Below are 1523 nucleotides of genomic sequence, written 5' to 3' on the forward strand. Positions count from 1 at the left end.
GGCTGCAATCATCGCAGCGGTCTGATCTTGCGAGGCCGCTTGCATCGCTTTTTCGTCGCCATGAATCATCAACAAATATTGCATGGTGCTGCTCCTCGTTGGATGCGCGGCTCAATCGCCGCGCTCAATGCAAAGACGCCCGGTCCGGCTACGGCTTGACGGCCGCATTAAAAAAATCCACCGGACCATTCTTGTCAGTGTCGAGCCCGGTCACATCTCCCAGACCGGCCGAACTTCGATCGCGCCGTACTGGGCGCCTGGGCAGCGCGCCGCCCAGGATATCGCGGCGTCGACGTCGGGGGCGTCAATGAGAAAATAGCCGCCGAGTTGCTCCTTGACTTCGGCATAGGGGCCGTTCAGCACCTGAGTCTTGCCGTTCTGCGTACGCACAGTGGTCGCGGTCGAAGTCGGGCGTAGGCGCATGCCGCCTTTGCTGACGCCAGCGTCCGCCATCGCTTTCATGTAAGCGCCGTAAGCTGCGAGGATCGAACCGGTTTCTTCTTGCGTCGCTGTCTGCATCGCCTTTTCGTCCGAGTGAATCAGCAACAGGTACTGCATCGTTCTGCTCCCTAACTTAGACGCGCGAGCCCCGATCGCCGCGCTCAATGCAAAGACGCTCGATCTTGCGGCGTTTCGACAGCGGGACGAAAAATTATCGCCATGCCCGTAGTGGCGGCGCTTAGGTTGCCAGGAGTCTGAAGTCAGCGCGCCAGCCAAGCGCCGCCGTCGCCTTATTAGTCGAGACCTCGTCGCCGCTTGGATCGGCGATGTTGAATGTCCCCGGCCCCCCATGATCGATGGCGAGCAAGGCGGCGTAAGCGGCCGCATCGACATGCAGCGAAGGCGGGCTCGGCGCCGTGTCCGTTCCAACGTCGGGCCCGCACAGCCTGCCATATCGGAGCACTAGCCCTTCGGCTGGAGATTGCTTCGAGAACTTGGCGCTCAAGCGATTCGACGCTCCGCACGCTCACCGCCCGGTCGCCATCCGCATTCAAGTCCAGCAGATGGTTTTCGCCGTAAGGCCGAGGCCCAGGCGCGTAAGCCCATGCGATGCTCTGCGCGATCAGTCGGCACGCGCCAGCCTTCCGCCCCGTGGCGACGAGGTTGCGAGTTCCTTCGTCCCGGATTCGCGCATTACGGGCAAGGCTGCAGATCTCACCGCCGGATCGTGAAGCACGGGCAGATCGGTCAGCTGGTGAATGACGATCTCCGGCTCCGCTTCGAGGACCGCGGCCGCCAGCGCCTCGGTGTCGAAGATGTCAACCACGACCGGGCGTGCGCCGAGTTCACGCAGAACGTTACTTTTGTGCGGCGAACGCGTCGCGCCCCAGACCGAATGGCCGCGGGCAAGGAGGAGGGACGTGAGGCGGCCGCCTACGACCGCGGCCGCGCCGGCGAGAAAAATCCGGCTCATGATCTTCGCCAGCAGTGATTCGAGTCGCGCGTTAGGTCCGCAAGTATTTGTTGAGCCAATCGAGCGTCCTCTGCCACGCCTCTTTCGCCGCCGCCTCGTCGTAGCGGGG

General features: G+C 63.0%; 3 protein-coding genes. All 3 read right to left on the minus strand.

Annotated elements, in window-relative coordinates; genetic code table 11:
* Nucleotides 1-210 precede the first annotated feature (210 nt).
* The 3 genes from WCA53_RS11295 to WCA53_RS11305 all read right to left on the minus strand — a co-directional run bounded on the left by WCA53_RS11295 (nucleotide 211) and on the right by WCA53_RS11305 (nucleotide 1414).
* Nucleotides 211-558, minus strand: a complete 348-nt coding sequence (locus WCA53_RS11295) for a YciI family protein (protein ID WP_423909358.1) — start codon at nucleotides 556-558, stop codon at nucleotides 211-213.
* A 121-nt stretch (nucleotides 559-679) separates the two neighbouring features.
* Nucleotides 680-946 carry a hypothetical protein gene (locus WCA53_RS11300; RefSeq protein ID WP_423909361.1) on the minus strand — a complete coding sequence of 89 codons (267 nt, stop codon included), beginning with the start codon at nucleotides 944-946 and terminating at the stop codon, nucleotides 680-682.
* Between the two features lie 117 nt (nucleotides 947-1063).
* Nucleotides 1064-1414, minus strand: a complete 351-nt coding sequence (locus tag WCA53_RS11305) for an NAD-dependent epimerase/dehydratase family protein (RefSeq protein ID WP_423909364.1) — start codon at nucleotides 1412-1414, stop codon at nucleotides 1064-1066.
* Nucleotides 1415-1523: the final 109 nt, after the last annotated feature.

The organism is Caballeronia sp. (genome assembly GCF_049581465.1).
GTDB lineage: Bacteria > Pseudomonadota > Gammaproteobacteria > Burkholderiales > Burkholderiaceae > Caballeronia.